General features: G+C 69.8%; 21 protein-coding genes. 11 read left to right on the top strand and 10 right to left on the bottom strand.

What is annotated here, in order from left to right; translation table 11 throughout:
• Positions 1 to 75: 75 nt before the first annotated feature.
• The 6 genes from AZL_RS02585 to AZL_RS02610 all read right to left on the bottom strand — a co-directional run bounded on the left by AZL_RS02585 (position 76) and on the right by AZL_RS02610 (position 4959).
• Complete coding sequence (locus AZL_RS02585) at positions 76 to 639, bottom strand: cytochrome b (RefSeq protein ID WP_012973115.1); 564 nt, start codon at positions 637 to 639, stop codon at positions 76 to 78.
• 31 nt (positions 640 to 670) lie between these two features.
• Positions 671 to 889: a hypothetical protein gene (locus tag AZL_RS02590; protein ID WP_042442402.1), complete on the bottom strand. Its 219-nt coding sequence runs from the start codon at positions 887 to 889 to the stop codon at positions 671 to 673.
• A 111-nt stretch (positions 890 to 1000) separates the two neighbouring features.
• On the bottom strand, positions 1001 to 2410 hold the full coding sequence (locus tag AZL_RS02595) for an ATP-binding protein (RefSeq protein ID WP_012973116.1): 1410 nt from the start codon (positions 2408 to 2410) through the stop codon (positions 1001 to 1003).
• Positions 2407 to 3189, bottom strand: coding sequence for a response regulator (locus AZL_RS02600; protein WP_012973117.1), 783 nt, complete (start codon positions 3187 to 3189; stop codon positions 2407 to 2409). The genes AZL_RS02595 and AZL_RS02600 overlap by 4 nt, the downstream gene beginning before the upstream one ends.
• Positions 3190 to 3294: 105 nt before the next feature.
• A complete protein-coding gene (locus AZL_RS02605; protein WP_012973118.1) occupies positions 3295 to 4248 on the bottom strand; it encodes a hydroxyacid dehydrogenase in 954 nt (317 codons plus the stop codon).
• A gap of 42 nt (positions 4249 to 4290) precedes the next feature.
• Complete coding sequence (locus AZL_RS02610) at positions 4291 to 4959, bottom strand: 4-carboxy-4-hydroxy-2-oxoadipate aldolase/oxaloacetate decarboxylase (RefSeq protein WP_012973119.1); 669 nt, start codon at positions 4957 to 4959, stop codon at positions 4291 to 4293.
• Between the two features lie 362 nt (positions 4960 to 5321).
• Here AZL_RS02610 and AZL_RS02615 point away from each other — a divergent pair, with 362 nt between their 5' ends.
• Positions 5322 to 6380, top strand: a complete 1059-nt coding sequence (locus tag AZL_RS02615) for a tripartite tricarboxylate transporter substrate binding protein (protein ID WP_148219170.1) — start codon at positions 5322 to 5324, stop codon at positions 6378 to 6380.
• Positions 6381 to 6481: 101 nt separating this feature from the next.
• Here AZL_RS02615 and AZL_RS02620 read toward each other — a convergent pair whose 3' ends face one another.
• On the bottom strand, positions 6482 to 7450 hold the full coding sequence (locus tag AZL_RS02620) for a tripartite tricarboxylate transporter substrate binding protein (protein ID WP_012973121.1): 969 nt from the start codon (positions 7448 to 7450) through the stop codon (positions 6482 to 6484).
• Between the two features lie 664 nt (positions 7451 to 8114).
• Here AZL_RS02620 and ykgO point away from each other — a divergent pair.
• The 8 genes from ykgO to AZL_RS02660 all read left to right on the top strand — a co-directional run bounded on the left by ykgO (position 8115) and on the right by AZL_RS02660 (position 18513).
• Positions 8115 to 8240: a type B 50S ribosomal protein L36 gene (gene ykgO, locus AZL_RS02625; RefSeq protein ID WP_012973122.1), complete on the top strand. Its 126-nt coding sequence runs from the start codon at positions 8115 to 8117 to the stop codon at positions 8238 to 8240.
• Positions 8241 to 8460: 220 nt separating this feature from the next.
• Positions 8461 to 9948, top strand: coding sequence for an FAD-linked oxidase C-terminal domain-containing protein (locus AZL_RS02630; RefSeq protein WP_012973123.1), 1488 nt, complete (start codon positions 8461 to 8463; stop codon positions 9946 to 9948).
• 16 nt (positions 9949 to 9964) lie between these two features.
• Positions 9965 to 11161, top strand: coding sequence for a glycolate oxidase subunit GlcE (gene glcE / locus AZL_RS02635; RefSeq protein ID WP_012973124.1), 1197 nt, complete (start codon positions 9965 to 9967; stop codon positions 11159 to 11161).
• Positions 11162 to 11178: 17 nt separating this feature from the next.
• A complete protein-coding gene (glcF, locus tag AZL_RS02640; protein WP_012973125.1) occupies positions 11179 to 12504 on the top strand; it encodes a glycolate oxidase subunit GlcF in 1326 nt (441 codons plus the stop codon).
• A gap of 154 nt (positions 12505 to 12658) precedes the next feature.
• Positions 12659 to 13366 (top strand): phosphatidylcholine synthase, encoded by a 708-nt coding sequence (pcsA, locus tag AZL_RS02645; protein WP_012973126.1) that lies wholly within the window; start codon positions 12659 to 12661, stop codon positions 13364 to 13366.
• A gap of 88 nt (positions 13367 to 13454) precedes the next feature.
• Positions 13455 to 14219, top strand: coding sequence for a DUF72 domain-containing protein (locus AZL_RS02650; protein ID WP_042442405.1), 765 nt, complete (start codon positions 13455 to 13457; stop codon positions 14217 to 14219).
• 144 nt (positions 14220 to 14363) lie between these two features.
• On the top strand, positions 14364 to 17096 hold the full coding sequence (locus AZL_RS02655; RefSeq protein WP_012973128.1) for a DUF2339 domain-containing protein: 2733 nt from the start codon (positions 14364 to 14366) through the stop codon (positions 17094 to 17096).
• An 82-nt stretch (positions 17097 to 17178) separates the two neighbouring features.
• Positions 17179 to 18513 (top strand): hydroxyacid-oxoacid transhydrogenase, encoded by a 1335-nt coding sequence (locus AZL_RS02660; RefSeq protein ID WP_012973129.1) that lies wholly within the window; start codon positions 17179 to 17181, stop codon positions 18511 to 18513.
• A 154-nt stretch (positions 18514 to 18667) separates the two neighbouring features.
• On the opposite strand, the gene AZL_RS36200 is transcribed toward AZL_RS02660, so the two are convergent.
• Complete coding sequence (locus AZL_RS36200) at positions 18668 to 18811, bottom strand: hypothetical protein (protein ID WP_158305956.1); 144 nt, start codon at positions 18809 to 18811, stop codon at positions 18668 to 18670.
• A 482-nt stretch (positions 18812 to 19293) separates the two neighbouring features.
• Positions 19294 to 21090, bottom strand: a complete 1797-nt coding sequence (locus tag AZL_RS02665) for an acyl-CoA dehydrogenase (RefSeq protein ID WP_012973130.1) — start codon at positions 21088 to 21090, stop codon at positions 19294 to 19296.
• Between the two features lie 235 nt (positions 21091 to 21325).
• Between AZL_RS02665 and AZL_RS02670 the strand changes: the two genes are divergently transcribed.
• Complete coding sequence (locus AZL_RS02670; RefSeq protein ID WP_042442407.1) at positions 21326 to 22372, top strand: hypothetical protein; 1047 nt, start codon at positions 21326 to 21328, stop codon at positions 22370 to 22372.
• Between the two features lie 123 nt (positions 22373 to 22495).
• Positions 22496 to 23521 (top strand): nicotinate-nucleotide--dimethylbenzimidazole phosphoribosyltransferase, encoded by a 1026-nt coding sequence (gene cobT / locus AZL_RS02675; RefSeq protein WP_012973132.1) that lies wholly within the window; start codon positions 22496 to 22498, stop codon positions 23519 to 23521.
• A 29-nt stretch (positions 23522 to 23550) separates the two neighbouring features.
• On the opposite strand, the gene AZL_RS02680 is transcribed toward cobT, so the two are convergent.
• Positions 23551 to 24120, bottom strand: a complete 570-nt coding sequence (locus AZL_RS02680; RefSeq protein WP_012973133.1) for a hypothetical protein — start codon at positions 24118 to 24120, stop codon at positions 23551 to 23553.
• Positions 24121 to 24135 lie beyond the last annotated feature (15 nt).

The raw sequence follows: 24135 nt of genomic DNA on the forward strand, positions 1-24135 counted from the left end.
CTATAACGTCTGAAGGCGCGAGCGCACAGGGCCGGCGCTCGCGCGGGTGGAGAAACCGCCCGGATTTCCGTCCGGTCAGTCGGCGAGGCCGGGATGTTCGTCCGCCTGCCGGCCGGGCAGCATGCGGGCCAGCACGCCGTCGCGGCGGATGAAATGGTGCCACAGCGCCGCCGCCGCATGCAGGGCGGCCAGCGCCAGGATCAGGTTCGCGGCAAGCTCGTGGATCTCCTTCACCGAGCGGCCGAGGTTGCGGTCCACCTCGAGGGGGGAGGGGATGGTGAACAGGTCGAAGAATGTCAGAGTGGTGCCGCGCAGCCAGGCCAGCACCACCCCGATCAGCGGAACCGCCAGCATCAGGGCGTACAGCCCGAAATGGACGGCATGGGAGGCGCTGCGCTCGGCCGGCGTCATGTCGGCGGGCAAGGCGGGGGTGCCGCGGGCGAGGCGGAGACCGATCCGTGCCGCGACCAGCCCCAGCAGAGCCAGACCAAAGGAATAGTGCAGCCACCAGATGGTGGCGCGCATCGGATTCCCACGCTCGTAGATATCCACGATGAAGGTCAGCAGATACAGGCCGACGATCAGCAGGGCGATCAGCCAGTGCAGGGTCTTCTGGGTTGCGCTGTAGGTGGTGGGCATCGGACGGGCTCCGGAGGAACGCAGGCTCGGGTCAGGCGGTGATGTTGAGCGTGCGGCCACGGTTGGGATCGGTCGGAAGGCTGGGGGCGCCGCCGGGCGACTCGGCGGCCTTGGCCGAAGCGCTTTCCTGCGTGTCGTTGTCGCGGTCGCCATCGCTGTCGATGGGAGCCGGGGCGGGGGCGGCCATGGCCGTGGGGCGGCTCTGCAACGGCGACGGCATCGAGGACGGGGAGGAGAGGGCGGTCAGCATCGGCGGTGATCCTGTCAGGGGGGCCCCGCATCGCGCTGGCCGGAACGGCCGCGGACGGGGCTTTCCCCACCGGTCTATCCCGCCAAACTTACAAGGGGCTTACGGGCGGGCTTACGGGGTGGCTTGCGCAGCGCTGGCGGCGGGGGGCGGAAAGCGCAGGGTGAAGGTGGCGCCGCCGCCGGGGGTGTCGTCGACCGAGATGGTGCCGCCATGCGCCGCCATGGTGCGGGCGACGATGGACAGGCCCAGGCCGGCGCCACCCGCGCCGTTTCCCGTGCCGCCGCTACGGTCGCGGCCACCCTGCCAGAACCGTTCGAACACGTGGTCGCGCAGGGCCGGCGGAACGCCGGGGCCACGGTCGATGACGCGGAGCAGGGGGGCACCGGTGGCGGACAGCGCCGGTTCGACGCTGACCATGCTGCCGGCGGGGGCGTGGCACAGGGCGTTCTCCACCAGATTGCGCAGCGCGCGGAACAGCGGGTCGTGGACGCCGCGCACCGGCAGCGGCCGCTCGTCCGCCGCCAGCTCTCCCACCACCTCGATCAGACGGCCCCGGCCCAGCGCCAGCGGTGCCAGATGGGCCGACACCTCCACCGCCAGCCCGGCCAGATCCACCGAGTCGGCCGGGCCGATCCGCAGGGCGTCCAGCCGCGCCAGGTCGAGCAGCTGATCGACCAGACGGGCCATGCCGGCGACATCCTCGCTGATCGCCGCACCCGGCGCGCCGATCAGCGCCAGATGGGCGTTCAAAACCGCCAGCGGCGTGCGCAGTTCATGCGCGGCGTCGGCGATGAAGCTGCGCTGGGCCTCGTACCCCGCCTCCAGCCTGTCCAGCGCCTGGTTGACGGCGCGGACCAGCGGCAGCACCTCGCGCGGCATGCCCTGTTCCGGCAGCCGTTCCGACACGCTGTCCGGCCCGATCGCGGCGGCGCGCGCGGACGCGCGGCGCAGGGGCCGCAGGCCGCGATGGATGATCACCAGATTGACCAGGATCAGAATCAGGGCGAAGGGCAGCCAGATCCAGCCGAAATGCTCGATGAACTCCTCCAGCAGCCATTCGATGTGCAGCTCCTCCTCGGCGGAGGCCACCTGGATCCAATAGCTCCGGCCGCCGACGCTGATGCGCTGGCTGAGGCCGTAGAGCGGCGTTCCGGCGGTCGGGCCCGGCACCCGGAAGACGCTGCGCGCCCGGTCCGTCGCGGTCGGGTCGAGCGGCCCGATCGCCCCGTCGGATCCGAACAGCAGCCGGCCGTCGGCGTCGATCACCGCGAAGGAGGCGGCGTTCACCCGCAGCATCGCCTGGACCGACTCGGGCAGGCCGGTGTTCAGCCGGTCATCCGGCGCACGGATCGCCTTCTCGATCACGCGGACGACGCCGGACAGGGTGCGCTGGCGCATGCGGTCGTGGCTGCTCTTGAACTCGACATAGAGCAGCAGGGCCGTGGTGGCGACCGCCAGCAGCGTGACCAGCACCAGCCAGCGCGCGATGGCGGCCAGCAGCGACGGCGGGCGGCCGGTCACCGCCCGCGCTCCCCGCCACTGTCCCCGCCAGTCCCTCCGCCGCTTTCCTGGCCACCGTTTTCCGGGCCACCGCTTTCCGGGCCACCGCTTTCCGGGCCGGTCTCCGCCGGGGTTTCGGTCAGGATATAGCCGATACCGCGCAGGGTCTGGACGCCGGCGGTTGCGCCCGCGGCTTGCAGCCGCTTGCGCAGCCGGTGGATCAGCACCTCCACCGCGTTCGACCCGATCTCCTCGCCGAAGCCGTACAGGCCGTTCTCCAGCGCCGTCTTCGACACCACCCGGCCGGCGCGGCGCAGCAGCAGTTCCAGCGCATCCAGCTCGCGCCGGCTCAGATCCAGCGGCCGGCCGGCGACGCTGGCCAGCCGGGCGTCCGAATCGAAGGCGACGTTTCCCTGTTGCAGCACCAGGCCCAGCGCCGCTCCCGGCCGGCGCAGCAGGGCGCGGATGCGCGCCACCAGCTCCTCCAGCGCGAAGGGCTTCACCAGATAATCGTCGGCCCCCAGGTTGAGGCCCCTGACCCGGTCGTCCACCCCGTCGCGCGCGGTCAGCACCAGCACCGGGGTGGTGTCCGCCCGTGCCCGCAGCGCCGACAGCAGCGTCAGCCCGTCGGCATCGGGCAGGCCGAGGTCGAGCAGCACGGCGTCGAAGGCGGCGACCGCCAGGGCGGCCGACGCGTCCTCCGCGCTGTGGACGAGGTCGACGGCGAAGCCGGCCTTGCCCAGCCCCTCGGCGGTCAGGGTGGCGAGCCGGCGGTTGTCTTCGATCAGCAGCAGCCGCAAGGGGAGGATTCCGGGACCGGTGGACGGGAGGGGGGAGGCCGCGACTCTCCCCCTTTTGCCCGGCCGCCGCAAGCCGGCCTGGTCACGCCGCAGCGGCCGGTCGGCTCAGATGATGGCGGTGTCCGGGATGCTGCCGGTCAGCACGGCGCGGACATTGTCGGCGATCATGTGGCCGGTGCGGATCCGCGCCTCGTCGGTGGTGGCGCCGATGTGCGGGGTCAGGATCAGGTTCGGCACGCCGTGGAACGGGTTGTCGGCCGGCAGCGGCTCCGTCGCGTAGACATCCAGCAGGGCGCCGCCGAGATGGCCGCTTTTCAGCGCGGCGGCCAGTGCCGCCTCGTCGACGATGCCGCCGCGGGCGACATTGACCAGGATGCTGCCGGGCTTCAGCCGGGCGATCACCCCGGCGTTGACCAGATCGTGGGTTTCCGGCGTATAGGGCAGGTGGAGCGACAGCGCGTCGGCCGTCTCCCAGAGGCGGTCGAACGACACCTTCTCCACCCCCGTCCGGGCCCAGACCGGATCGTCGGCCGGCACATGCGGGTCGGCGGCGATCACCGTCATGTCGAGCCCCTGGGCGCGGCGGGCGACAAGGCGGCCGATGCGGCCGAAGCCGACGATGCCGAGCGTCCTGCCCGACACCTCGCGCCCGATCAGCCGGCCGCGCGGCCATTTCCCGGCGACCACGTCGGGCGTGGCGAAATAGGTGGTGCCGCGCACCAGCATCATCAGCCCGGCGATGGCCAGTTCGGCCACCGAAACCTCGTTGGCGCCGGTGGCGGGCAGGACGGCGACGCCGCGCTGGCGGCAGGCCGGCACGTCGATGTTGTCCAGCCCGACGCCCAGCCGGCCGACCGCCTTCAGATTGGGGAAGGCGTCGAAGAAGGCGCCGCGGATCTCGGTCTCGTTGCGGATGCAGATGGCGCGGGCATCGGCGCCCATCGCATAGAGTTCGTCCAGGCGCCGGTAGAGCGTCTCGTCATAATGGACGTCGAAGTCGCGGCGCAGCTCGTCCACCGCGCTCGGCTGCATGAATTCGGATATGATGATGTCGGGCATGGCGGGAGGCTCCGCTGGGAGGGGCGTTGGATGCGGGGCGGATCAGAGCGTGATGCCGGCGGCGTCCAGATAGGGCTTCAGGTTCAGAAGCTCGATCGTCGTTTCGCCGGCTTCCAGCTTGGGGCGATAGGCCTCTTCCGCCGCCTCGCGGGCGGCCGCCGCCTTCAGCGTGTCGGCGGCGAGATCGCGCGGCACCACCACGACACCGTCATCGTCGGCGACCACGATGTCGCCCGCCGACACCATCACGCCGCCGACCACGATCGTGGTGTTGATGTCGCCCTTGGCGTCGGTCTTGCTGGTGCCCTTCATGTTGGTGCCGCGGCAGAAGACCGGAAAGCCCATGTCGCGGATGGTGGCGGCGTCGCGCACGCAGCCGTCGATCACCAACCCGCCCAGCCCGCGGGCGACGGCCGACGCGGTCAGGATGTCGCCCCAGGGGCCGGCCTCGGTCATCCCCTTGAAATCGACGACCAGGATGTCGCCCGGCTTCGCTAATGCCACCGCGATGTGGATCATCAGGTTGTCGGTCGGCCCGCAGGACACGGTCAGCGCCGGGCCGCACAGCCGCATGCCGGGGAACAGCGGCTTGATCGGGTGGCCCATGGCGCCCTTCTTGCCCATCGCCTCGTGCAGGGTGGCCGGAGACTGGGCGCGCAGTGCCTCGACCGTGGCGGCGTCGGGGCGAACGAAATCCTTGTGAACGGTCATGTCGGGAACAGCCTTTCTGAAAAGAACGGAATCCGGGTCCTGATGTCCCTGATTGTTCCTGTGACGGGTGTGGAAATATGTATAAACAATTATTAGAATATACTACCGCAACAAGAAACATCGAAACGACGGTTGATCTGAGAAAAAACGCCTATACGATGGATTATGACGTTGGGTGACGCTGATCCGGCGCGGTGCCGCCGGGAAAAAGCAACTTGAAGATGCCGCATCCGCATGGGCGATCATCCCGTGGCGGTTACCCAGGGCGATCTTCCGGCGGATTTTCGCCGGAACAGGTTCGGAGAACCGCCTTTGGTTGTCGTCCGGGCCGCAGGGCGGATGCGAACCGAAGGAGGCGATGTATGGTGATGAACGCGCATTCCGCCGTTCAGTGTGGATCGTCGGCGACGCCCTCCACCGCGGCTGGGGCTGGCCGGTTCGGCGCCCTTTCGCGCGGGTTGCGGCGGCTGACCGCCTTGGCGATCGCCGCGGTCGCCGGGCTGGCGGCGCCCGGCGGGGCCTGGGCCGCCTATCCGGAGAAGCCGATCAGCCTGATCGTCGGCTATGCGGCCGGCGGCGGCTCCGACTTCATCGTCCGTTCGCTGGCTCCCTTCCTGGAGAAGGAGCTCGGCAATGGGGCCCGGGTGATCGTGATGAACCGTCCCGGTGCCGGCGGCGAGATCGGCTTCGCCGCCATCGCCGACGCCGCTCCCGACGGCTACACCATCGGCCTCATCAACTCGCCCAACGTCGTGACCATTCCGATCGAACGGCATGCGCGTTTCGCGCTGGACCGGCTCGACCCGCTCTACAATCTGGTCGATGATCCCGGCTCCTTCGTGGTCCACAAGGACAGCCCCTTCAAGTCGTTGGCCGATGTCGCCGCCTTCGCCAAGGCCAACCCCAACAACGTGACGGTCGGCACGACCGGCATCGGCTCCGACGACCATCTGGCGATGCTGATGTTCCAGCGCCTGACCCAGACCCAGCTGACCCATGTGCCCTTCCCCGGCAGCGCCGATGCCCATCGCGCGCTTCTGGGCCGGCATATCCAGGTCACCTCGATGAACATCGGCGAATCGGCGCGGGCCCGCGAGGGCGATCCGATCCGCATCCTGGGCGTGATGACCGAACAGCGGTCGGAGCAGGCGCCGGATGTCCCGACCTTCAAGGAGATGGGGTTCGACGTGAAGATGTCGTCGCTCCGTGGCCTCGCCGCCCCGGTCGGCCTGCCGCCGGACATCCGCGCCCGGCTGGTGGAGGCCATCGACAAGGCGGTGAAGCATCCGGAATTCCAGGATCTCGCCCGCAATGCCTATCAGCCGTTGCGCCTGCTGCCCCCCGATCCCTACGCGGCGGAACTGAAGGTGCAGGAGGCGACCTTCCGCGCCATCTGGAACGAGACGCCCTGGCTGAAGTGAGGGGCCGCGCCCGATGGGGGAAAGGCGCCGGCGATCGCCGGCGCCTTTTCCTTTGCGGGCGGCTCCTTGAGGCTGCCCCGCCAGTCAGCCTCGCCTGGGGCTTACTTCAGCCACGGGTTGGTGGCCCACAGCTCGCGCAGCTCCTTGGTCGATTCGGCCAGCTCGGCGGCGTATTTCTCCGGCGGCAGCAGGCGGATCGGCTGGTAGAGCTCTTTCGCCTTGGCCTGGAATCCCGGATCGTTGGCCGCCTTGTCCAGCGCCTCGACCAGCTTGGTCCGCACGTCGGGCGGCAGGCCCTTGGGGGCCGCGACGCCGCGCAGCGACGACATCAGGGCGGCGAAGCCCTGCTCCTTGAAGGTGGCGACGCCGGGGGCCTGGGCCACCTTCTGCTCCGACATCACGCCCAGGATGGTGACGGGATCCTTCTGCTTGTACTGCATCACCTCGCCGATGTTCACGGCGCTGAGCATGATCTTCTTGTTGGCCAGCGCCGCCTCGTTGGCGGCGGAGCCCTGGAAGGGCACATGGGTGAAGGTCACGCCGGCCTGGCGCTGGAACACCAGCATCGCCAGATGGTCGTCGGAGCCGATGCCGGTGGTGCCGACGGTGACGCCGTTGGGGTTGGCCTTGGCGAAGGCGACCACGTCGGCCAGGGTCTTGAACTGTCCCTCGGCGTGGACCGCGAAGGAGCTGGGATCGTCGACCAGATTGTAGAGCGGGTCGAGCCGGTCCAGCGAATAGCGGGCCTGGCGTTCGATCGGGATGGCGTTGACGTTGGGCGAGTTGATGGCGCCGATGGTGTAGCCGTCGGGAGCGGCGTCGGCGATGGCGGCGAAGCCGATCTCACCGCCGGCGCCCGGCTTGTTCACCACCTCGACCCGGCTGCCCTCGCCCAGCTGCTTTTCCAGGAAGGGCGCGAGCGCGCGAATCAGCAGGTCGGTGCCGCCGCCGGCACCGAAGGCCACGATCATCGTGATCGGCTTTTCCGGATAGGCCGCCTCGGCGGTGTTGGCCGACAGGAACAGCGCGCCGGCCGTGGCCGCCAGAGTCAGTGCTTTCCAGACCTTCATGGTTCCCCCCTTCGATCATGCGCGGCGCAGGCGGCCTGATGCGGCATGCCGTGCGCATTAACGGGGCGGTGTCCGAACCGGTGCATCGCGACTCGGCAGCCATACCGGCGGATTTGGCTGTAATCGCGCAGGGAACCGGACGGGATGCCGCCTGATGTCAGAGGATATCTCTACATCGTAAATAAAATATGTTCAATGTCGCGGCGCAACATTCTGACTCATCGCGGCAATACACCGCAGAATATTCGAATTGATTCTGAATATTCCAATATGATCAAATAAATACTGCGTAATCACCGATAATTGTGATGTTTCTTGCTGGAATTCACGGGCCGGGCATAAGTCGAGGAACGCCGGGGTGCAATTGTCTTCCGGCGGTGGCGGGCCGGCGGCTATGGATGGGAGGTTGTATATCTCCCATGCGATTTGCCAAACCTCTCTCACGGCTTCCCTTTATTGGAGAGAAAGCATTTATCTCCAATCCTGCCGGTACGTTCCGCGTTTTCCGTTTCCCGCGATCGCCGGTTCCGTTCGGTCGGCGATCGTCCGGAAAGCCGGTCGGCGGTGATGCGGATCCGGACCGTTGCCGGGCGTTGACAGTCGGTGGGCACCGCACTATGGTGCGCGCCTTCAATCGAGCCGCCGAGCGTCCAGGAACAGCATCATGAAAATCGTCAACTCCCTGAAGTCGATGAAGACGCGCCACAAGGCCTGCCGCGTGATCCGCCGCAAGGGCCGCGTCTACGTCATCAACAAGCAGAACCCCCGTTTCAAGGCCCGCCAGGGCTGATCGATCCGCAAGGGTCGATCGACTGCGAGGCCGGGCATCATGCCCAGCCTCTCCGTCATCGGGTGTTTACGCAAGAGCCGCGCCTTCGGGTGCGGCTCTTGCGTTTTGGGGCTCTTGATCGGGAGCGGCATCGTCTTGTGCCGGGTGTCTTGTCTTAGGATCGTGGCGGATGGTACGTGTGGCGGACGAGTTCGCCGCAACGGGATGAGGACCGCCCGCGATGAAGATGCCGGTGCCGGACAGCGGAATCATCGCCCGCCGCCGGGAGATCGTCGAGGCGCTGCGCGCCATCGTCCCGGGCGAGGGCGTGATCGTCGACGAGAACGAGCTGCGCGCCTATGAGTGCGACGGGCTGACCGCCTTCCGCCAACTGCCGATGGTCGCCGTGCTGCCCGGCACGGTGGAACAGGTGTCGCAGGTGCTGAAGACCTGCAAGGCGATGGGGGTGAAGGTGGTGCCGCGCGGGGCCGGCACCTCGCTGTCGGGCGGCGCCCTGCCGCTGGCCGACGGCGTGCTGCTCGGCATGGGCAAGTTCAAGCGCATCCTCGACATCGACTACGCCAACCGCTGCGTCACGGTTCAGCCGGGGGTGACCAACCTCGGCATCTCCAACGCCGTGGCGCATGAGGGCTTCTATTACGCCCCCGATCCGTCCAGCCAGATCGCCTGCACCATCGGCGGCAACATCGCCGAGAATTCCGGCGGCGTGCATTGCCTGAAATACGGCCTGACCACCAACAATGTGCTGGGGCTGGAGATGGTGCTGATGGACGGCACCGTCATCCGGCTCGGCGGCAAGCATCTCGACGCCGGCGGCTACGACCTGATGGGCATCGTCACCGGGTCGGAGGGGCTGCTGGGCGTGGTGACCGAGGTCACCGTGCGGATCCTGAAGAAGCCGGCGACCGCCCGCGCGGTGCTGCTCGGCTTCCCGACCAGCGAGCAGGGTGGTGATTGCGTGGCCGCCATCATCGCCGCCGGCATCATCCCCGGCGGGATGGAGATGATGGACCGTCCCGCCATCCACGCGGCGGAGGATTTCGTCCATGCCGGCTATCCGCTGGATGTCGAGGCGCTGCTGATCGTCGAGCTGGACGGCCCGGCGGCCGAGGTCGACCATCTGATCGACCGGGTGGAGGCCATCGCCCGCGAGCGTGGCGCCTGCTACGCCCGTGTCTCGACCAGCGAGGAGGAGCGGCTGGCCTTCTGGGCCGGGCGCAAGGCCGCCTTCCCGGCGGTGGGGCGGATCAGCCCCGACTATTACTGCATGGACGGCACCATCCCGCGCAAGGCGCTGCCGCTGGTGCTGAGACGGATGCAGGAGATGTCCGACCGCTGCGGCCTGCGCGTCGCCAACGTCTTCCATGCCGGCGACGGCAACCTGCACCCGCTGATCCTCTATGACGCCAACAAGCCGGGCGAGCTGGAGGCGGCGGAGGAATTCGGCAACGACATCCTGCGCCTGTGCGTCGAGGTCGGCGGCGTGCTGACCGGCGAGCATGGGGTGGGGGTGGAGAAGCGCGACCTGATGACCGACCAGTTCGACGAGGCCGACCTGCGACAGCAGCAGCGCCTGAAATGCGCCTTCGACCCCGACGGGCTGCTGAATCCGGGCAAGGTCTTCCCGACGCTGCACCGCTGCGCCGAGCTTGGCCGGCTGCATGTCCACCAGGGGGAGCTGCGCTTCCCCGACATCCCGCGCTTCTGAGGGGGCGTCCGCCGCCATGACCATCACCATCCTGAAGCCGGAAACCACCGCGCAGGTGACCGAGGCGGTGCGCTGGGCGTTGTCGGCCGGCGAGCCGCTGGAGATCCTGGGCGGCGGCAGCCGCCGCGGCCTGGGGCGTCCGGTGCGGGCCGCCCACGGGCTCGACCTGTCCGCCCTGTCCGGCATCGTCGCCTACGAGCCGGAGGAGCTGGTGCTGACAGCGCTTGCCGGCACGCCGATGGCGACGATCCGCGCCCTGTTGGCCGGGCGCGGGCAGCATCTGGCCTTCGAACCTCCCGAGGGCGGGACTTTGGGAGGTTTGGTCGCCTGCGGGCTGGCCGGGCCGCGCCGCATCGCCGCCGGGTCGGCCCGCGACCACACGCTGGGGATCGCCGGAGTCAGCGGCCGGGGGGAGGCCTACAAGGGCGGCGGCAAGGTGGTGAAGAACGTCACCGGCTATGATGTGCCCAAGCTGATGGCGGGATCCTTCGGCACGCTGACCGCGCTGACCGAGATCACGGTGAAGGTGCTGCCGGCGCCGGAGGACACCGCGACCCTGCTGCTGGCCGGTCTGGACGATTCGGCGGCGGTGGCGATGCTCGACCGCGCCCTGCGCAGCCCCTACGAGGTGTCGGGGGCGGCCCATCTGCCGGCGGCGGCTGCCGCGCGGTCAGGCGTGTCCGCCATCGCCGGGGCGGGCGGGGCGGTGACGCTGGTGCGGCTGGAGGGCTTCGGCCCGTCGGTCGCCGCGCGCGTCGCCATGCTGCGCGAGGAGCTGCGGGCCGACGCCGTGCTGGGCCGCGACGAGTCGCTGGCGCTCTGGCGGGAGGTGAGGGATGGGGCGTGTTTCGGGGGAGTGGCTGCCGACGGCCCCCATCTCTGGAAACTCTCCGTCCCCCCCGCCGCCGGCCCCTCGACCGTCGCGGTCCTCCGCCGGACGCTCGACGTCGAGGTTTTCTATGACTGGGGCGGCGGGCTGGTCTGGCTGGCGCTTCCATCCGACACGGCGGCGTCCGACTCGGCAGCAACCATCCGAAGCGCGCTGACCGCCGGCGGCCACGCCACGCTGGTGCGGGCCCCCGAGGCGGTGCGCGCCGCGACCGAGGTGTTCCAGCCCTTGCCCGAGCCGCTGATGGCGCTGAGCCGCCGGGTCAAGGAGAGCTTCGACCCCAAGGGCATCCTCAACCCCGGCCGCATGTATGCGGGGCTGTGACGGGACGACCGAACGCGATGCAAACCAACTTCTCGCTGGCCCAGCTGGCCGACGCCGCCATCCGCGACTCCGAGCGGATCCTGCGCAAATGCGTCCATTGCGGCTTCTGCACCGCGACCTGTCCGACCTACACCATCCTCGGCGACGAGCTGGACAGCCCGCGCGGCCGCATCTACCAGATCAAGGACATGCTGGAAAAGGGCGGCCCGCCGCCGGAGACCACGGTCAAGCACATCGACCGCTGCCTGTCCTGCCTGTCCTGCATGACGACCTGCCCGTCGGGCGTCCATTACATGCATCTGGTCGATCACGCCCGCGCCCATATCGAGGCGACCCACAGCCGTCCGCCGGCCGACCGGGCGATGCGCGGCCTGATCGCGCGGGTGCTGCCCAACCCGCGGCTGTTCCGGCTCGCCCTGCTGGGGGCTTCGCTGGGGCGGCCCTTCCGCGTCCTGCTGCCGAAGCGGCTGTCCGCCATGCTGGCGCTCACCCCGGCCAGCGTGCCGGCACCGAGTCCCAGCGACCGGCCGGGCGTCCACCCGGCCGAGGGGACGCGCCGCAAGCGGGTCGCCCTGTTGATCGGCTGCGCCCAGCGGGTGCTCGCCCCGCAGATCAACGAGGCGACCATCCGCCTGCTGACCCGCCACGGCGTCGAGGTCGTGGTGTCGAAGGGAGCCGACTGCTGCGGCGCCCTGACGCACCATATGGGCAAGGAGGATCTCGCCCACGCCGCCGCGAGGAAGACCATCGACGCCTGGACCAGGGAGATCGAGGGGGAAGGGCTCGACGCCATCGTCGTCAACGCGTCCGGCTGCGGCACCAGCGTCAAGGATTACGGCCACATGTTCCGCGAGGATCCGGCCTATGCCGCCAAGGCGGCGCGGGTGGCGGATCTCGCGAAGGACGTCACCGAGCTGTTGGACGGGATCGGGCTCTCCCGCCCGGTGGTGGAGACCGGGCAGGCCATCGCCTATCACTCCGCCTGCTCGATGCAGCATGGCCAGCGCATCAAGGAACCGCCGCGCGCCCTGCTGCGCGCCGCCGGCTTCCAGGTGAGGGAGATCCCGGACGCGCATCTGTGCTGCGGCTCCGCCGGCACCTACAACCTGTTGCAGCCGGAGCTGGCGGGGGAGCTGCGCGACCGCAAGGTCGCGGCCATCGAAAGCACCGGTGCCCAGGCGGTGGCGGCCGGCAATCTCGGCTGCATCGCCCAGATCGCGTCGGGTACCGGCCTGCCGGTGGTCCACACGGTGGAGCTGCTGGACTGGGCGACCGGCGGACCGCTGCCCGACGCGCTGGCCGGACGGGCGGCCTTCCGGCCGGGCGGGGCGCCTCGGGCGTGAGGGGGGCGTGACAGGCCGGGGCTTTCGGGCGACCACAATTCTGTGTTTATCTGCGCGCATCTGTGTCAGAAAATCCGCCCGCCTCACCGCCTATCGTCCCAGCCCGCCCGTCCAGGTCACAGCCTTGTCCTTGCCACCCACGGAAAACATCGGCATGAGCGCCGGCTACGGAATCACCCACCGCCTGTCGGCCTGGGGGGTGCACATCTTCACGGCCAGCGGCGCCGTGCTCGGCCTGCTCGGCCTGCTGGCGGCGGCGGCGGGCGACGCCAAGCTGTGCCTGATGTGGCTGGGCATCGCCCTGGTCGTCGATGGCGTCGACGGCACGCTGGCCCGTCGCGTCTCGGTCAAGCAGGTGCTGCCGGGGATCGACGGTTCGGCGCTCGACCTCGTCATCGATTACCTGACCTATGTCGTGGTGCCGGCGGTGTTCATGCACCGGTTCGGCCTGCTGCCCGGCGGGCTGGTCAGCGTCGGGCTGGCCGCCTGGGTGCTGCTGACGGCGCTCTATTGCTTCGCCAATGTCGGGATGAAGAGCGGCGACAATTATTTCGTCGGCTTCCCGGCGATCTGGAACGTGGTGGCCCTCTATCTCTGGCTGCTCGACCTCAGCCCCTGGTTCAACGCGGTGGTGGTGGTGGCGCTGGGGCTGTTGACCTTCACCACGGTCAAGTTCCTGCATCCCTTCCGCGTCAAGGCGCTGATGCCGTTGAACATCGGCGTGACCAGCGTCTGGCTGCTCTGCTGCATCGCGCTGGTGGTGCTGGAACCGGCGCGGCCGGGCTGGCTGTTCGGCCTGTGGCTGGCGACCTCGCTCTATTACGGCGCGGTCTGCGCCTGGCGGACTTTCCGCGGTCCCTGATGTCCGGCCCATCCGGCCGGGGAACCACGCCCGCGTGACGGGCGTTGCCGGGGAGGCGAGCCCGCCACGGCAGAGGAGGATCCCCGTCTTGCCCTCAGGCCACCTCCACCCGATCAGGCCCCGCCCGATCCGGATCGGCACCGCCGGCTGGAGCATTCCCAGCCATGCCGCGCCGGCCTTTCCCGCCGCCGGCACGCATCTGGAGCGCATCGCCCGCGTCCTGCCGATGACCGAGGTGAACAGCAGCTTCCACCGGCCGCACAAGCCGGAGACCTGGGCGCGCTGGGCGGCCTCGACCCCGCCCGGTTTCCGCTTCGCGGTGAAGCTGCCCAAGGCGATCAGCCATGACGCCCGGCTGATCGGCGCCGAAACGGCGCTGGAGCGCTTTCTGGCCGAGGCCGGGATGCTGGGCGACCGTTTCGGTCCGCTGCTGGTGCAGCTGCCGCCCAGCCTGGGCTTCGACCGGATGGTCGCGGAGGATTTCTTCGCCCTGCTGCGCGCCCGTTTCGACGGCGACGCCGTGTGCGAGCCGCGCCATCCCTCCTGGTTCACCGACGCGGCCGAGTCCCTGCTGGCCGCCCATCATGTCGCCCGCGTCGCCGCCGATCCCGCTCCGGCGCCGGCTGCGGCGGAGCCCGGCGGCTGGGACGGGCTGCGCTACTGGCGCCTGCACGGTTCGCCGGTGATGTACCGCTCCGCTTACGAACCGGCGGTGCTGGACGCGCTGGCCGAACGGTTCCAGGCGGAGGCGGCGTCGCGGCCGGTCTGGTGCGTCTTCGACAACACCGCCGACTTCCACGCTCTTGACGACGCGCTGGCGACGATGGCGCGGCTGGGGGCGGCCGAGGCCTGACCCGGCCCCTGACCCGGCTCCGGTGACCTGCCCGGCTCGCCATTCGGGGCGCCTCCAGCAGGGCCGAGACAGTGGATTGTTGCAAGATTATGATCCGCGGGAAGCCCTCCGAATTGGGGGCCGTGGCATCCTGGCGGAGCGGTCATGGAGTTCATCGTCCTACTGCTGGTCTTCGGCGTCGCCGTCCACCGCTTGAACCGGCGGCAGAACGAGCAGCGCATGGAGATCGCCGCGTTGCAGCGGCGCCTGGACAGGCTCGGGGGCCAGCCCGCCGCGGAGGTCAGCGCGGTGCCCGTGACGGCCGAGCCGCCGGTTCCGGCGGAGGACATCCCGCCCGAACCGGTCTTCGCCGACGAACGGGCCGACGAACGGGCTGACGAACAGGCCGACCAACCAGCCCGGCCGCCCGAACCGGCGCCTCCGCCGCCGCGCTCGGGATGGCGCGAACTGGAGGAGTCGCTGGCCTCGCGCTGGCTGATCTGGCTGGGCGGCGGCACCATGGCGCTGGCGGCGGCCTTCTTCATCAAGCTGTCGGTCGATCATGGCTGGCTCGGGCCGTCGGTCCGGGTGGCGCTGGGGCTGCTGGCCGGGCTGGGGTTGATGGTGGGGGGCGAATGGCTGCGCCGCCGGCCGATGCAGCGCGCCGTCGCGGCGTTGCGGCCGGATTACGTGCCGCCGGTGCTGACCGCCGCCGGCCTGTTCACCGCCTTCGTCAGCGTCTATGGCGGCTTCGCCCTGTTCGGGCTGTTCGCACCGCTGGTCGCCTTCGCGCTGCTGGCCGGACTGTCGCTGGCCGGCATCGGCCTGTCGCTGCTGCAAGGGCCGCTGATCGCGGCGCTGGGACTGCTGGCCGGCTATGTCTCCCCGCTTCTGGTCTCCACCGGCAATCCCGACGCCTGGAACCTGTTCGCCTATCTGCTGGCGCTGAACGGCGCCGGGATGGCGGTGGTGCTGTATCGCGGCTGGCGCTGGCTCGGCTGGGGCGCGCTGGCCGGTGCCGGGCTGTGGCCGTTCTTGTGGATGATCGACCCGTGGCGCGGCGGCGACGCGCTGCCGACCAGCCTCTATCTGCTGGTGACGACGGCGCTGTTCCTGGTGCCGGCGGTGTTGGGCGTGCTGGACCAGACGCCGCCGCAGCCGGTCCCCGCCAGCGGCTGGCGCACCGCGCTGCCGGACTGGATCCGGCGCAAGCGCCGCCATCCCGCCGACCGGTTGGCGATGATGGCGATGTGGGTGTTCGGGCTGCTGGTCGTCGCCGTCACCGGGCTCGATTCGCACGGCTCGGTGTCGCTGGCCGCACTCGCCCTGTTCGCCCTGCTGGCGCTGGTCGGCGGGCGGCGGACGGAGCGGATCGCCGGCATCGCCTGGATCGCGGCGCTGGCGGTGCTGCTGTCGCTGGAGTCCTGGAGCCTGCCTTACGTCCCGTCCAGCCCGCCGCCGTTGAATGCGCAGGGCCAGCCGCTGATCGCCATCGATCCGGCCGGCTATCCGGCTTCGGTCGTCCGCTTCCTGTGGGTGGCGGCGGGATTCGCCGCCCTGTTCGGCGTCGGCGGCTTCATCGCCTTGTGGGAGGCGCGGCGGGCGGCACTCTGGGCCTCGCTCTCGGCGCTGGCGCCGCTGGCCCTGCTGACGCTGGCCTATGCCCAGGTGAAGCCGCCGGAGACCGGCATCGGCTGGCCGGCGGCGGCGCTGGGGCTGGCGGCCCTGCTGGTCGGCGCCACCACGCCGCTGGCCCGCCACCGGCACCGGCCCGGCGCTTCGCTGGGGCTGGCCGCCTTCGCCGCCGGGGCCACCGGCGCCATCGCGCTCGGCGCCACCATGCTGTTGCAAGAGGCGTGGCTGACCGTGGCGCTGGCGATGCAGGTGCCGGTTCTCGCCTGGCTGGAGCGCCAGCTCGCCCTGCGCGAGCTGCGCGGCGTCGCCCTGCTGGTGGCCGGCGCGGTCCTGGTGCGGCTGGCGGTCAATCCCTATGTACTGGATTACGAGGGCTATGGCTGGATCGCCTACGGCTACGGCCTGCCGGCGCTGGGCTTCCTGCTGGCGGCGCGGGTGATGCGCGCGGCGCCGGACGGCAAGGGCGACGATCCGGTCGTGATGGTGCTGGAGGCCGGCGCCCTGGTCTTCACCACCCTGATGCTGTCGCTGGGCATCCATCGCTGGATGTCCGGCAGCCTGGAGGCCGCACCGTCGACCCTGGCCGAGGTGGCGCTGCACACGCTGTCCTGGCTCGGCCTCGCCCTGCTGCTGGCGGCCGACCGGCGGTGGAACGCGCGGGCGGTGGCGGTGTGGGGCCGGCGCCTGCTGGTCCTGCTGGCCGCCGCGACCGCCCTGCTCCTGCATCTGGGGGCGTTGAACCCGCTGTGGAGCGACGAGTGGGTCGGCGCGTGGCCGGTGGTCAACCGGCTGCTGCTGGCCTATGGCGCGCCGGCCGTGCTGGGGCTGCTCTATCTCTGGTACGACCCGCCCCCCTCGCGGGCCTTGCGCAACGCCGCCCCGGTGCTGCCGCTGCTGCTGCTCGCCGCCAACCTGGCGCTGGAGATCCGCCGCAGCTTCCAGGGGCCGGTCCTGTCCGGCTTCGAGATGTCGGACGCCGAATGGTACGGCTATTCCGCCGGCTTCCTGCTGCTGGCGGTGGCGATGCTGGTGGCGGGGATCCGCGCCGGCTGGGGATGGATGCGCCATGCCGGGCTGATCCTGGTGCTGGCGGTGGTCGCCAAGGTGTTCCTCAGCGACATGTCGGACCTGGAGGGGATGTATCGCGTCGCCTCCTTCCTCGGCCTCGGCCTCAGTCTGGTCGGCACCGGCTGGCTCTATCAGCGGCTGCTGCGCCCATCCCCCGGCCCGGCGGATGATTTGTTGGACGAACGGACGCATTGACAGGCCCGGCGGCGGGCGCTCCCATACGGGGACGGATGGGCCGGGATGAACCCGGCCCGCTCAAGCGGAGGAGCAAGGCCCGATGACGCGCGAGACGCACATGACCCGCGAAACGCACGGCACCGCCTATCCGATCCTGCCCGACGGCGAGGAGGGCTTCACCGTCGAGGCGGCGCGGATGAAGTTCGGCCCCGGCATGCTGGCGGAGCTGGGCGGCGACGCGCTGGCGCTCGGCATGACGCGGGTGGCGCTGTTCACCGATCCACGGGTCGCGGCGACGGCGCCCTTCGCCATGGCGCTCGAGTCGCTGAGGCGGGCCGGCGTCGATGCGGTGGTCTATGACCATTGCCGGGTCGAGCCGACCAGCGCCTCCTTCCTCGACGCCGCCGCCTTCGCGCGCGACGGCGGCTTCGACGGCTATGTCTCGATCGGCGGCGGGTCGGTGATCGACACCGCCAAGGCGGCGAATCTCTACGCCACCCACCCGGCCGACTTCCTCGCCTATGTCAACAAGCCGCTGGGGGAGGGCATCCCGGTGCCCGGCCCGGTCAGGCCGCACATCGCCTGTCCGACCACCTGCGGCACCGGCAGCGAGACCACCGGCGTCGCCATCTTCGACCATGTGGAGATGCGGGTGAAGACCGGCATCTCGTCGCGCCATCTGCGGCCGAGCCTCGCCGTCGTCGATCCGCGCACCATCGACAGCCTGCCGCCAGGCGCCATCGCCGCCACCGGCTTCGACGTGCTGACCCACGCCATCGAGAGCCATACCGCGCGCCCCTTCCGCTCGCGCCCGAAACCGGAGCAGCCGACGGCGCGCCCGCCCTACCAGGGCGCCAACCCATGGTCGGACATCGGCAGCCTGCAAGCGATCCGGCTGGGCGGGCAATGGCTGGAACGGGCGGTCAACGACCCCGACTGCCTGGAGGCGCGCGACGCCCTGATGTTCGCGGCGACGCTGGCCGGTCTGGCCTTCGGCAATGCCGGGGTGCACATCCCGCACGCCATGTCCTATTCGGTGGCGGGGATGAACCACAGCTTCACCGCGACCGGCTATGAGGCGGTTGAGCCGATGGTGCCGCACGGCATCTCGGTGGTGCTGAACGCGCCCGCCGCCTTCCGCTTCACCGGCCTGGCAGCACCCGAGGCCCATCTGCGCGCCGCCGAGGCGCTGGGGGCGGATGTGCGCGGTGCGGCGCCGGCGGATGGCGGCGAGCTGCTGGCGACCCGGCTGATCGCGATGATGCGGGCGACCGGCCTGCCGAACGGGCTGTCGGCGCTGGGTTACGGCGAGGCCGACATTCCGGGGCTGGTTCGGGGCGCAGCGGCTCAGCAACGCCTGCTGACCATCGCCCCGCGCCCGGTGTCGGAGGAGGATCTGCGCGGGCTGTACAAGGATGCGATGCGTTACTGGTGAGGGGTGCGAGGCGCGCCGCCTTCGAGTTTGGCGAGGGTGGCGGCTTGGCGGCGGGCGAACTCGTCGGTGTTTCCCTGCGCCGAGGCGCGGGGGCAGCGGCCTGGGCGTTCTCCAACGTGTCCAGCAGGCTCTCGGCGCGGTTGTAATCGCCTTTTTAAATGGCGGCGCGGGCCTCCGCCAATGTCGGGCGGTCATCCGGGCCGGCGGCCTGCTCCAATGCGGACACAGCTCCCGCATTCTGCTCGGCGTTGAGCCATTCCCAGATCGTTCCGGCGAATGTGGAGAGCGTATCGGTCATGGAAGCGCGCAGCTTTGGGGAGAATTGCACGCATCGTGCCATATGGGTGAAGTTTGCAACAAGCTGGACGTGTCACGTGCGGGCCGGCGCGCCGACAATGGCCCTCTCCCGTCCCGGGAGAGGGAGGGGACCCACGAAGTGGGGAGGGTGAGGGGTATGGCAAGAATCAAGAACCGCATGGTTCCTTGGATCACCCCTCACCCTTCCCACCGCTTTGCGGCGGGCCCCTTCCCTCTCCCGGGGCGGGAGAGGGAGACAGCTGCATTTTCCGCGAAAGGTTGCCGGGAACACCGCGCCGTTATAGGAATGATAACCTATATCCGCGCGGAGTCCCCATGCACCCCGTTGCCCGGTTTCCCACCCCCTTCACCATTCCACGCCGCCATCGCGCTGGCGGCGTGGAACAACTGAACAGGGGCCGGAAAACCGTTTCACGGTGTTTCAAACGTTCCATCCGCTCCAGCGAAACAGGGGTGCCGACATCAGAACTGATCCTCGCTCAGCGCCATCACCGTGTTGCGGGCGCTGGCGATGGTCGGCAGCAGGGCGGGGGCGGTCGCCAGAACCTGCTCGGCATAGAAGCGGGCGACAATCAGCTTGGCTTCCAGGAAAGAGGCGTTGGCGCCGGGCCGGCGCAGCCCCTCCATCGCCGTCATCGCCGAGCGCGCCAGCATCCAGCCGCCGGCAACATTGCCCCACAGCTTCAGATAGGCCACCGCGCCGGCCGCCGCCCCTTGCAGGTCGCCCTCGGCCTGGGTGGCGACCATCCAGTCGATGGCCTTGTCGAGCGCGTCCAGCCCGGCCGACAGCTCGCTGCGGATCACCGCGAGGTCGTCGCCGGGGGCCGTTCCCAGTTCCGCCACCGTCGCCCGCATGTCGGCGACGAAGGCCCGCGCCGCCGCCCCCTTGTCGCGGCCGGTCTTGCGGAAGGTCAGGTCGTTGCCGTGGATGCCGTTGGTGCCCTCATAGATCGGGGTGATGCGGGCGTCGCGGTAATGCTGGGCCGCCCCCGTCTCCTCGATGAAGCCCATGCCGCCATGGATCTGCACGCCGGTGGAGGCGACCTCGCAGCCGATGTCCGTCGACCACGCCTTGACGATCGGGGTCAGCACATCGACCCGCGCCAATGCTGCGGCGCGCACCGTCGCATCCGCGTGGTGGCGGGAGATGTCCAGCTGCGTGCCGGCATAGAGCGCCAGAGCGCGGGCGGCTTCCGTCTTGGCCCGCATGTCCAGCAGCATGCGGCGGACGTCGGGATGCTTGATGATGGCGACGCCGGACCCCTTGGGATCGGCCAGATCCTTGCTCTGCACCCGGCTCTTCGCGTAGTCGCGGGCCTGCTGGTAGGCGCGCTCGGCGATCGCGACGCCCTGGATGCCGACGCCGAGCCGGGCATTGTTCATCATGGTGAACATGTATTCGATGCCGCGGTTCTCCTCGCCGACGAGGTAACCGATGGCGCCCTCGTCGTCGCCATAGGCCATGACGGCGGTCGGGCTGGCCATGATGCCCAGCTTGTGCTCCAGGCTGGCGCAGCGCAGGTCGTTGCGCCGGCCGGGCGTGCCGTCGGCCTCGGGCAGGAATTTCGGCACGATGAACAGGCTGATGCCCTTGATGCCGGCCGGGGCGTCGGGCAGGCGGGCCAGCACCAGATGGATGATGTTCTCCGTCAGGTCATGCTCGCCATAGGTGATGAAGATCTTCTGGCCGGTGATGCGATAGCTGCCGTCGCCGGCCCGCGCCGCCCGGGTCCGCACCGCGGCGAGGTCGCTGCCCGCCTGCGGTTCGGTCAGGTTCATCGTCCCGGTCCACTCGCCGGAGATCATCTTCGCCAGATAGACCGCCTTCTGTTCGGCGCTGGCATGCTCGGTCAGCAGATCGACCGCACCCTGGGTCAGCAGCGGGCACAGGCCGAAGGACAGGTTGGACGACTGCCACATCTCGTTCACCGCGAAGGCGACGGTCCAGGGCAGGCCCTGCCCGCCATGCTCCGGCTCGAAGGGCAGGCTGTTCCAGCCGGCCTCTGTGAACTGGGCGTAGGCGTCCTTCCAGCCGGTGGCGGTGCGGACGACGCCGTTTTCCAGCGTCGCCCCCTCCTTGTCGCCGATCCGGTTCAGCGGGGCGAGCACGCCGGAGGCGAATTTGCCGGCCTCCTCCAGGATGGCGTCGACCAGATCGGGGGCGGCGCCGTCGCAATGGGGCAGGGCGGCGATGGCGTCGAGGCCGACCACCTCGTTCAGGACGAAGCGCAGATCGTCGACCGGAGCGGTGTAGGTCATGGCGGAACGGATCTCCCAGGGCGGATTTGTTCGGAGCGGATTGTTTGGTTCACCTATAGGTCAACATACAGCATCGCATGGTCCTTGGCGAGAGGGCGGGATGCCGCGCGTCCTGAAAGGCGAGGATCAAAGGCTGGGCCCGCCACGGGGCGGCCTCAACCCCTCCCCGAACTGGCACGGCGTCTGCATGGATGGTTTCGCCTTCCATCGGGGCCTCTCACACGGGGATCGACCCATGACCTACGCTTCCGCCCTCGGCAATCCCAGCGACACCGCCGCCCAACAGGCCCGCGCCGCCCGCGGTCCGGCCAATGTGGAGGCCGCCGTGCGCAATGCCAGCGCGAAGACCGGGGTCGATTTTGCCTACCTGATGGAAAAAGCTGCCGTCGAGAGCGGATACCGCACGGATGTGAAGTCCTCCTCCTCGTCGGCGACCGGGCTCTACCAGTTCATCGACAGCACCTGGCTGCAAACCATGAAGGACCATGGCGCCGACCATGGCCTCGGCAAATACGCCAGCGCCATCCAGACCCGCGGCGACGGCCGCCCCTATGTCTCCGATCCGGAGATGAAGAAGGAGATCCTGGACCTGCGCAAGGACCCCAACGTCTCCGCCCTGATGGCCGCCGAATACACCCGCGACAACAAGGAATATCTGGAGGAGACGGTGGACGGCAAGATCGGCTCGACCGAGCTGTATCTGGCGCATTTCCTCGGGGCCGGCGGGGCGTCCAAGTTCCTGAACGCGATGCAGGAGAATCCCGGCCGCACCGCCCGCGACGTCTTCCCCGACGCCGCCGCCGCCAACAAGAACGTCTTCTATGACAAGAGCAGCGGCAAGGCGAAGTCGTTGCAGGAGATCTACGACCGCTTCGCCTCCAAATTCTCCGAGAATCCGCTGTCCAGCTTCGCCCCGGCCCAGGTGGTGAACGACGCGGTGCGCAAGCGGGACATGCCCGATGGCTTCACCACCCAGGTGCCGATGGCTCCGGTCAAGGCGCTGAACGGCACGCCGCTGTCGATCTATCAGGTGCTGGCGCTGAACGCGCTGGAGACGCCGGACGAGGTCGACAGCGTCAGCGGCCGTCCAGCCCGCCTGCGCGACAAGGAGCACCGCCGCATGCGCGACGAGCCGGTCCGCACCGATCAGGCGGCCGGCAACGGCGTCGCCGTCGGCTTCGGGTTGGGGCTGGGCCGGATCGTCGGCTCGGAATCGGCGACCCCGGTCGCCTCGGCCACGGCGGGGGCGGCTGGAACCGACGTGGTCGCCAAGGCGGCGTGAGGTCGGAGGCGGGGCAGGCGGCCGGGCGGCGGGGGCAAAATGCCCTACTCTGGCGCTTTGACTTGATCGCCGGATGGGTGCAAGGTCGCGCCGTTTTTTGGCGCTCACCCCTCAGGACCGATCATGAGCAACCAGCAGCCCGCCGTCACCTTCGAGGAAATCCGCGCGCTCGTGCGCAACCTGCCCGGCCCCGACCTGGAGGCCGGCACCGCGGCCCTCCAGCGCGAACGGCAGCTGACCAAGCCGGCGGGCTCGCTCGGCCGGTTGGAGGAGATCGCGCAATGGATGGCGACCTGGCAGGGCCAGCATCCGGCCGAGGTGCGCCGGCCGCGCGTCGCCGTCTTCGCCGGCAACCATGGCGTGGCCGCCCGCGGCGTCTCGGCCTATCCGGCCGAGGTGACGGTGCAGATGGTCGCCAACTTCCAGACCGGCGGTGCCGCGGTCAACCAGCTCTGCGAGGTGGCCGACGCCGACCTGCGCGTCTATGAGCTGGATTTGGACAACCCGACCGCCGACTTCACCCAGGGCCCGGCCATGGGCGAGGAGGAGTGCTGCCGCACCATGGCCTACGGCATGATGGCGGTGGAGATGGGTGTCCAACTGCTGGCGCTGGGCGAGATGGGCATCGCCAACTCGACCTCGGCGGCGGCGCTCTGCCTCGCGTTGTTCGGTGGCGAGGCGGCCGACTGGACCGGCCGCGGCACCGGCGTCGACGATGCCGGGCTGGCCCGCAAGATCGCCGCGGTCGAGGCCGGCGTCGCCGCCAACCCGCAGGCCAAGGACGACCCGTTCGAGGCGCTGCGTCGCCTGGGCGGTTACGAGTTCGCCGCCATCGCCGGCGCCATCCTGGCCGCCCGTGTCGCCCGCGTCCCGGTGCTGCTCGACGGCTTCGCCTGCACCGCCGCCGCCGCCGTGCTGTACAAGGCCGATCGCCGCGCGCTCGACCATTGCATGGTCGCCCATCGCTCGGTCGAGCCGGGCCACAGCCGCCTGATGCGGGCCATCGGCAAGGAGCCGCTGCTCGATCTCGGCATGCGGCTGGGCGAGGGCTCCGGTGCGGCGCTGGCGATCAACATCGTCCGGGCGGCCACCGCCTGCCATGCCGGCATGGCGACCTTTGCCGAGGCCGGCGTCAGTACCCAGGGGTGATGCGGAGCGGGGGCGTTAGCCCCCCACCCTCACAGCATCCCGTCGGCCAGATCGCTGATCGCCGCCGACAGGAACAAATCCAGCATCACCAGCGCCGCCGCCGCCAGTCCCGACAGGGACAAAGCGGTGCGCAGGACGAACCACTGGTAGGTCAGCATCGCCATCATCACGCCGAAAACCAGCGATTCGGACAGCATCTCCGGCAACAGGCCGGCGGCGGACAGCAGGATGGCCGGCAGATAGATCGCCATCTGCACCACCGCCGACCAGTTGTAGGCGGTCAACGCGCCGGGATAGAGCTCTTCCTTGCCGAGCAGCGCCGCTATGCGGAACAGGGCGAGCGGGAAGGCGGTCCAGCTGACGACATAGGCGATGCCTTCCACCGTCACCAGTTGCAGGACTGGCGTGCCGTCGAGCTGGCCCCACAGCCGGATCACCAGCAGCAGGGCATAGGCCGGCAGCACCACGACAGCCGCATGGAAGGAATTCAGCGCCCCGTCCGGGGTGCGGTCGAAGAACTCCATCCCCGTCCGGTCGAAGCGGGCCAGCCGCCAGGCGCCGGTCAGCGCGGACAGGATGGCGGGGGCGGTCAGCGGCATCGTCTTGTCCCGGTC

The sequence above is a fragment of the Azospirillum sp. B510 genome (assembly GCF_000010725.1).
GTDB classification, from domain to species: domain Bacteria; phylum Pseudomonadota; class Alphaproteobacteria; order Azospirillales; family Azospirillaceae; genus Azospirillum; species Azospirillum lipoferum_B.

Excerpts from the sequence above, each read along its gene's own strand:
- AZL_RS02585 (WP_012973115.1), bottom strand. The coding sequence starts at position 639 with ATGCCCACCACCTACAGCGCAACCCAGAAGACCCTGCACTGGCTGATC.
- AZL_RS02590 (WP_042442402.1), bottom strand. The coding sequence starts at position 889 with ATGCTGACCGCCCTCTCCTCCCCGTCCTCGATGCCGTCGCCGTTGCAG.
- AZL_RS02605 (WP_012973118.1), bottom strand. The coding sequence starts at position 4,248 with ATGCCCGACATCATCATATCCGAATTCATGCAGCCGAGCGCGGTGGAC.
- AZL_RS02610 (WP_012973119.1), bottom strand. The coding sequence starts at position 4,959 with ATGACCGTTCACAAGGATTTCGTTCGCCCCGACGCCGCCACGGTCGAG.
- AZL_RS02615 (WP_148219170.1), top strand. The coding sequence starts at position 5,322 with ATGGTGATGAACGCGCATTCCGCCGTTCAGTGTGGATCGTCGGCGACG.
- AZL_RS02620 (WP_012973121.1), bottom strand. The coding sequence starts at position 7,450 with ATGAAGGTCTGGAAAGCACTGACTCTGGCGGCCACGGCCGGCGCGCTG.
- ykgO (WP_012973122.1), top strand. The coding sequence starts at position 8,115 with ATGAAAATCGTCAACTCCCTGAAGTCGATGAAGACGCGCCACAAGGCC.
- AZL_RS02630 (WP_012973123.1), top strand. The coding sequence starts at position 8,461 with ATGAAGATGCCGGTGCCGGACAGCGGAATCATCGCCCGCCGCCGGGAG.
- glcE (WP_012973124.1), top strand. The coding sequence starts at position 9,965 with ATGACCATCACCATCCTGAAGCCGGAAACCACCGCGCAGGTGACCGAG.
- glcF (WP_012973125.1), top strand. The coding sequence starts at position 11,179 with ATGCAAACCAACTTCTCGCTGGCCCAGCTGGCCGACGCCGCCATCCGC.
- pcsA (WP_012973126.1), top strand. The coding sequence starts at position 12,659 with ATGAGCGCCGGCTACGGAATCACCCACCGCCTGTCGGCCTGGGGGGTG.
- AZL_RS02655 (WP_012973128.1), top strand. The coding sequence starts at position 14,364 with ATGGAGTTCATCGTCCTACTGCTGGTCTTCGGCGTCGCCGTCCACCGC.
- AZL_RS02660 (WP_012973129.1), top strand. The coding sequence starts at position 17,179 with ATGACGCGCGAGACGCACATGACCCGCGAAACGCACGGCACCGCCTAT.
- AZL_RS36200 (WP_158305956.1), bottom strand. The coding sequence starts at position 18,811 with ATGACCGATACGCTCTCCACATTCGCCGGAACGATCTGGGAATGGCTC.
- AZL_RS02665 (WP_012973130.1), bottom strand. The coding sequence starts at position 21,090 with ATGACCTACACCGCTCCGGTCGACGATCTGCGCTTCGTCCTGAACGAG.
- AZL_RS02670 (WP_042442407.1), top strand. The coding sequence starts at position 21,326 with ATGACCTACGCTTCCGCCCTCGGCAATCCCAGCGACACCGCCGCCCAA.
- cobT (WP_012973132.1), top strand. The coding sequence starts at position 22,496 with ATGAGCAACCAGCAGCCCGCCGTCACCTTCGAGGAAATCCGCGCGCTC.
- AZL_RS02680 (WP_012973133.1), bottom strand. The coding sequence starts at position 24,120 with ATGCCGCTGACCGCCCCCGCCATCCTGTCCGCGCTGACCGGCGCCTGG.